Here is a 6,297-nt window from a genome sequence, read left to right as displayed (position 1 = left end):
AACTCATCCCGACGACGATCCTTCTCCTCCGAAAACGACACGGTGGTCGCAACCTCCCAAAATCTGGGGTGTTGCGACCACCGTTAGAACCCGCGCGGGGCGGGCGCCTTCTTCATGTGACTCAGCGCGCGGCGGAGTCGGTGTCGTCCTTCTGGGCTGCCGCCTGCGGCGGGGCGGGAGCGGTCGAGGGCGTCTCGATGTCGGCGTCCTCGACGGCGATCGGGGCCGTGGTGGTCGGGGCCGCGGAAGGGGCGGTCGCGAAGGCCGGAGCCTGCTCGGGCGCCGTTTCTTCGTCGCTGGTCCAGTCGATGGTCTCGATGGCGACCTCGGGGTTCGTGCGCGTCGAGACGACGGTGGCGACGGCGAGTGCCGAGGCGAGGCCGATCGCGCCCGCGGCGAGCACGGCGGCGCCCACCGACACCCACGACTGGGCGACGTAGACGGTGACGACCGTGGCGTTCGGGTCGTTGACCAGGGCCTGGATCGCGTTGACCTGAGCCAGGACGAGGACGAGTCCGCCGATCACTGCGGCGAGCGACGCGATCACGAGAACCCAGAACGGGACGTTGGTGACCAGACGGGGACGGGTCTGCATGAGATGTACTCCTTGTCGTTCCGCGCCCGGGGGAGGCGCGGATGCGGTTTCCGGTGGCGAGGCACCGGGGATCCGGGCGCAGGGGTGCACCGGACAGTCCACGGTGTCGCACGCGTCATGGCGGTGGCTAGGGGTCGCCGATGAATCCTCTATGAGCGTATAAGGGGCACTCCTCGCCAAACGCGAAGGCCGCCCCTGCGCACGGCATCCGGGGCGACCTTCGCGATCTCGACGTTCGTCAGCCGCGAGCGGACGCCGCCTCGCGCCGGTCGGCGGCGGCGACGGATGCCGCGGGCTTCTTCAGCCGCAGCACGACGACGGTCATCGCGGCGGCGGCGAGGGCCGCGAGCACCATGTGGGTGCCGACGGCGATCTCGGGCAGGCCGTTGCGCGCCTGGTACAGACCGACGGCGATCTGCACGAGCTCGACCGCCAGGAGGGCTGTTGCCCACCGACGTACGGGCAGTCGCAGACGCCACGCGGCGATGACGACGATCAGCGTCAGGATGAAGAGGGCGTACCCCGGCCAGGAGTGCACGTGCTCCAGCACCTCTGCGTCGAACCCGTTGCGACCCGCCGCGGCGTCGCCCGAGTGGGGGCCGGCCCCGGTGGTGAGCACGCCGAACACGATCGTGAGGGCGAGGACGCCCGTGGTCGCGTGGACGAGGCCGGCGAACCAGCGCGGCACGGCGAGGACGCGGCTCCCGGCCGGACCCGACATCAGCACCAGGAAGGCGGCGCACACGGCGACCAGCGACACCGAGGCGATGTAGTGGAAGCCGACGATGAAGGGATTGAGGCCCGTGAGGACGGTGACCCCGCCCACGAGCGCCTGCGCGACGACGCCGCCGAGCACGATCAGCGCGAGCACGAACAGCGCGCGGCGCTCGCGTCGCATTCGCCAGACGAGGACGACCACGACGAGGGCCAGGATGCCGACGAGCCCCGTCAGCGTCCGGTTTCCGAACTCGATGACCCCGTGGATTCCCATTTCGGGGGTGTTGACGATCGAGTCGGCGGTGCAACGCGGCCAGGTGGGGCAGCCGAGCCCCGAACCGGTCAGACGGACGGCGCCGCCGGTGCCGATGATCAGGACCTCCGCGACGAACGAGAGCCACGCGAAGACCCGCACGCGGCGGTCGACGTCGGCCGGTAGCCATTCGACGAAGCGGCGGAGCCCTCCGGCGAGGCGAGAGCGGGCGGGGGAGGTCGAGGCGGAGGACATGCGTCGGGCTTCCTGGCAGCGGGCCGCTCGGGGCCGTCGGGGCAGTGGTGCTGCCGTGCCAGGAGCGGGTCTTGCCTGTAGAATCAAAGGGTCCGGGTGCAGCGCTCACGCGTTCGGCACCAGAGACAGTCTAGGCGCGCAGCCAGCGCCTTCGAGCGGGCTCACCAGCGACCTTCCTGAGACTTCGACCGGAGTCCGGAATGTCGGGGCGGATGACACCGTTGCAGCCCGAGAAGGAGAGTGATCACCATGTCCGATGTCCTCATCGACCGACCAGAGCTCGAGAGCCTGGGACAATACGAGTTCGGCTGGCACGACACCGACGCCGCCGGCGCGGTGGCCCAGCGCGGGATCAACGAGGACGTGGTGCGCGGCATCTCCGCTCTCAAGTCCGAGCCCGAGTGGATGCTGAAGACCCGTCTGAAGGGGTACCAGCTCTTCGGTCGCAAGCCGATGCCGACGTGGGGCGCCGACCTCTCCGACATCGACTTCGACAACATCAAGTACTTCGTGCGCTCGACCGAGAAGCAGGCGCAGTCGTGGGAGGACCTCCCCGAGGAGATCCGCAACACGTACGAGAAGCTCGGTATCCCCGAGGCCGAGCGCCAGCGTCTCGTCGCCGGTGTCGCCGCCCAGTACGAGTCCGAGGTCGTCTACCACCAGATCCGCGAGGACCTGGAGCAGCAGGGCGTCATCTTCATGGACACCGACACGGCCCTGCGCGAGCACCCCGAGTTCTTCGAGGAGTACTTCGGCACCGTCATCCCCGCGGGCGACAACAAGTTCGCGGCGCTGAACACGGCGGTGTGGTCGGGCGGCTCGTTCGTCTACGTCCCGAAGGGCGTGCACGTCGAGATCCCGCTGCAGGCGTACTTCCGCATCAACACGGAGAACATGGGCCAGTTCGAGCGGACGCTGATCATCGCCGACGAAGACAGCTACGTCCACTACATCGAGGGCTGCACGGCTCCGATCTACAAGTCGGACTCCCTGCACTCGGCCGTGGTCGAGATCATCGTGAAGAAGAACGCCCGCGTGCGCTACACGACGATCCAGAACTGGTCGAACAACGTCTACAACCTCGTCACCAAGCGCGCCGTCGCCCACGAGGGCGCGACCATGGAGTGGGTCGACGGCAACATCGGCTCCAAGGTGACGATGAAGTACCCGTCCATCTACCTCATGGGCGAGCACGCCAAGGGCGAGACCCTGTCGGTCGCGTTCGCCGGTCCCGGTCAGCACCAGGACGCGGGCGCGAAGATGATCCACATGGCGCCGTACACGCAGTCGTCGATCGTCTCGAAGTCCATCGCCCGCGGCGGCGGTCGCGCCGGCTACCGCGGTGAAGTGCGGGTGGATGCCAACGCGCACCACTCCGCGAACACCGTGCGCTGCGACGCGCTCCTGGTCGACACGATCTCGCGTTCCGACACGTACCCGGCGATCGACATCCGCGTCGACGACGTGCAGCTCGGCCACGAGGCGACCGTCTCGAAGGTCAGCGAGGAGCAGCTCTTCTATCTGCAGTCCCGCGGCCTTCCCGAAGACGAGGCCATGGCCATGATCGTGCGCGGGTTCATCGAGCCGATCGCCCGCGAGCTCCCCATGGAGTACGCGCTCGAACTCAACAAGCTCATCGAAATGGGCATGGAAGGCAGTGTTGGTTAAGTGACGACTGCGACTGAAACTCCCGCAGCCGCCAGCGGTCATGTCGACCCGGCAGCCCTCGTGGCATCCGTCGTCCCGGTGCAGACGCGCTCGGAGCGACCCACGTCGTTCGACCCCGCCGACTTCGGCGTTCCCACCGGCCGCGAGGTCAACTGGAAGCTGAGCCCGGTCGATCGGCTCGCGCCGCTCTTCGTCGACGAGGCCGGCCCGACCGGCGTCATCGAGGTCGACGTCCAGGCGCCCGCGGCGGTCGAGCAGCTGCGTCTCGCGGCGGGCGATGCCCCGCGCGGTGAGCACTTCCGCCCCGAGGACCTGCCCGCCGCCCTGGCGTGGACGCACGAGCCCGAGGCTCCGCTGCTGCGCATCCCGGCGAACGTCGAGCTCGACGAGCCGATCGTCGTGCGGCTCACCGGCACGGGCGGCCTCGCGCACGCCCACGTCGTGATCGAGGCGCAGCCGAACTCCCGCGGCACCGTCGTGCTGCGGCACGAGGGCAGCGCGCAGCACGCTCAGAACGTCGAGATCCTCGTCCGCGACGGCGCAGAGCTCACGGTCGTGTCGGTGCAGAACTGGAACGACGACGCGATTCACGCCGCCTCGCATCAGGCTCGCGTCGACCGCGACGCGAAGCTCACCCACGTCGTGGTGAGCTTCGGTGGCGGCGTCGTCCGCGTCAACCCGTCGGTCGAGCTCGCCGGCGCCGGCAGCGAGGGACGCCTGTACGGCCTGTCGTTCTCGGACGCCGGCCAGCACCTCGAGTCGCAGGTCTACCTGCACCACAAGGGTCCGCACACCGTCGGCGACGTGCTCTACAAGGGTGCGCTCCAGGGTGAGAGCGCCCGGAGCGTGTGGATCGGCGACGTCCTCATCGGTTCGGATGCCACGGGCACCGACTCGTACGAGGCCAACCGCAACCTCGTGCTCACCGATGGTGCGCGCGCCGACTCGATCCCCAACCTCGAGATCGAGACGGGCGACATCCAGGGCGCCGGCCACGCCAGCGCCACGGGTCGCTTCGACGACGAGCAGCTGTTCTACCTCCAGGCCCGCGGCATCGCCGAGGAAGAGGCGCGGCGTCTCGTCGTGCTCGGCTTCCTCAGCGAGATCGTCCAGCGCATCGGCATCCCGGAGCTCGAGAGCGAGCTCATCGCGGCGATCGAGCGCGAGCTGGCCGAGGGGGCTGCCGCGTGAGCGCGACGCGTGCCTGCGCGCTGAGCGACCTCGTCCAGGACGAGGCGCGGCGTGTCGAGATCGACGGCGTCGCGATCGCCGTCGTGCTCGACGGTAACGGCGATGTCCACGCGATCGGCGACGTCTGCACGCACGGCGACATCTCGCTGTCCGACGGCTTCGTCGAGGGAGAGACGCTGGAGTGCTGGGCACACGGCTCCGCCTTCTCGTTGAAGACCGGCCGCCCGCTGAACCTCCCGGCCTACGAGCCGGTCCCCGTGTACGAGGTCGTGATCGACGGAGACGACGTGCTCATCGATCCGTCCGTCACCAAGGCGACGGCCTGAGCGCCGCCCACGACGCCGCTCACGACGACGCCCACGACCTGAAGACTTTACGAGTAAGGAACACCATGTCTGTCCTCGAGATCCGCGACCTCCACGTGACGGTCGAGACGGAGAACGGTACGACCCCGATCCTCAACGGTGTGACGCTGACCATGCGCACCGGTGAGACCCACGCCATCATGGGCCCCAACGGCTCCGGCAAGTCGACCCTGGCGTACACGATCGCCGGTCACCCGAAGTACACCGTGACGAGCGGTTCGATCACCCTCGACGGTGAGGACGTGCTCGAGATGAGCGTCGACGAGCGCGCTCGCGCCGGCCTTTTCCTCGCGATGCAGTACCCCGTCGAGATCCCCGGTGTCACGGTCACCAACTTCCTGCGCACGGCCAAGACGGCCATCGACGGCGAGGCGCCGGCGATCCGCAGCTGGACCAAGGACGTCAAGGGCGCCATGGAGAACCTGCGCATGGACGCGAAGTTCGCCTCGCGCAACGTCAACGAGGGCTTCTCGGGTGGCGAGAAGAAGCGTCACGAGATCCTCCAGCTCGAGCTGCTGAAGCCGAAGATCGCCGTCCTCGACGAGACCGACTCCGGCCTCGACGTCGACGCGCTCAAGATCGTGTCCGAGGGCGTCAACCGCGCCAAGGAGCAGACCGACCTCGGTGTGCTGCTCATCACGCACTACACCCGCATCCTGCGCTACATCCGCCCCGATTACGTGCACGTGGTCGTGAAGGGCCGGATCGTCGAAGAGGGCGGTCCCGAGCTCGCCGACCGACTCGAGGAAGAGGGCTACGACCGCTTCCTCGAGGCCGGTACCCCGATCGACGCGTAAGATCGTTACATGACCGCAACCCTCGCTCCCGAGAAGTACGACGAGGTCACCGAGGCCCTGAAAGACGTCATGGACCCCGAACTGGGGATCAACGTCGTCGACCTCGGCCTCATCTACGACCTCGCGTGGGACGACGAGAACGACGCGCTCGTCATCCACATGACCCTCACCTCGGCCGGCTGCCCGCTGACCGACGTGCTCGAAGAGCAGACGGCCCAGGCCCTCGACAACGTCGTGGATCGCTTCCGCATCAACTGGGTGTGGATGCCGCCGTGGGGCCCCGAACGGATCACCGACGACGGCCGCGACATGATGCGCGCCCTCGGCTTCGCGATCTGAACACGATCTGAACACGACGTCCTCATCCCGGAGTCCATGGTTCTGCGCCCTCGGCTTCGCGATCTGAACACTTCATCGAATGCCCATCCCTCCGGGGGTGGGCATTCGTCTTTCACC

The 6,297-nt window shown here is 68.2% G+C and carries 7 protein-coding genes; 5 read left to right on the top strand and 2 right to left on the bottom strand.

Annotation, left to right across the window (positions count from 1 at the left end; all coding sequences use genetic code 11):
• Positions 1–121 precede the first annotated feature (121 nt).
• Both AB0O24_RS18630 and AB0O24_RS18625 read right to left on the bottom strand, forming a co-directional pair.
• Positions 122–595, bottom strand: coding sequence for a hypothetical protein (locus AB0O24_RS18630; RefSeq protein ID WP_363376941.1), 474 nt, complete (start codon positions 593–595; stop codon positions 122–124).
• Positions 596–833: 238 nt separating this feature from the next.
• Positions 834–1,820: a COX15/CtaA family protein gene (locus AB0O24_RS18625; protein WP_363376939.1), complete on the bottom strand. Its 987-nt coding sequence runs from the start codon at positions 1,818–1,820 to the stop codon at positions 834–836.
• 249 nt (positions 1,821–2,069) lie between these two features.
• On the opposite strand from AB0O24_RS18625, the gene sufB reads away from it, so the two are divergent.
• The 5 genes from sufB to AB0O24_RS18600 all read left to right on the top strand — a co-directional run bounded on the left by sufB (position 2,070) and on the right by AB0O24_RS18600 (position 6,180).
• A complete protein-coding gene (gene sufB, locus AB0O24_RS18620) occupies positions 2,070–3,488 on the top strand; it encodes a Fe-S cluster assembly protein SufB (protein WP_058597729.1) in 1,419 nt (472 codons plus the stop codon).
• Positions 3,489–4,679, top strand: a complete 1,191-nt coding sequence (gene sufD, locus AB0O24_RS18615) for a Fe-S cluster assembly protein SufD (RefSeq protein ID WP_275799374.1) — start codon at positions 3,489–3,491, stop codon at positions 4,677–4,679.
• A complete protein-coding gene (locus AB0O24_RS18610) occupies positions 4,676–5,005 on the top strand; it encodes a non-heme iron oxygenase ferredoxin subunit (protein ID WP_275799373.1) in 330 nt (109 codons plus the stop codon). The genes sufD and AB0O24_RS18610 overlap by 4 nt, the downstream gene beginning before the upstream one ends.
• A gap of 65 nt (positions 5,006–5,070) precedes the next feature.
• Positions 5,071–5,841, top strand: a complete 771-nt coding sequence (gene sufC, locus AB0O24_RS18605; protein ID WP_058597732.1) for a Fe-S cluster assembly ATPase SufC — start codon at positions 5,071–5,073, stop codon at positions 5,839–5,841.
• Positions 5,842–5,850: 9 nt separating this feature from the next.
• Complete coding sequence (locus tag AB0O24_RS18600; protein WP_013586729.1) at positions 5,851–6,180, top strand: metal-sulfur cluster assembly factor; 330 nt, start codon at positions 5,851–5,853, stop codon at positions 6,178–6,180.
• Positions 6,181–6,297 lie beyond the last annotated feature (117 nt).

The sequence above is a fragment of the Microbacterium sp. NPDC086615 genome (assembly GCF_040686055.1).
Lineage (GTDB): Bacteria > Actinomycetota > Actinomycetes > Actinomycetales > Microbacteriaceae > Microbacterium.
This window is presented reverse-complemented; position numbering and strand designations above follow the sequence as displayed.

What these genes read in the sequence shown, in the direction of transcription:
- AB0O24_RS18630 (WP_363376941.1), bottom strand. Translation starts at nt 595, where the DNA reads ATGCAGACCCGTCCCCGTCTGGTCACCAACGTCCCGTTCTGGGTTCTC.
- AB0O24_RS18625 (WP_363376939.1), bottom strand. Translation starts at nt 1,820, where the DNA reads ATGTCCTCCGCCTCGACCTCCCCCGCCCGCTCTCGCCTCGCCGGAGGG.
- sufB (WP_058597729.1), top strand. Translation starts at nt 2,070, where the DNA reads ATGTCCGATGTCCTCATCGACCGACCAGAGCTCGAGAGCCTGGGACAA.
- sufC (WP_058597732.1), top strand. Translation starts at nt 5,071, where the DNA reads ATGTCTGTCCTCGAGATCCGCGACCTCCACGTGACGGTCGAGACGGAG.
- AB0O24_RS18600 (WP_013586729.1), top strand. Translation starts at nt 5,851, where the DNA reads ATGACCGCAACCCTCGCTCCCGAGAAGTACGACGAGGTCACCGAGGCC.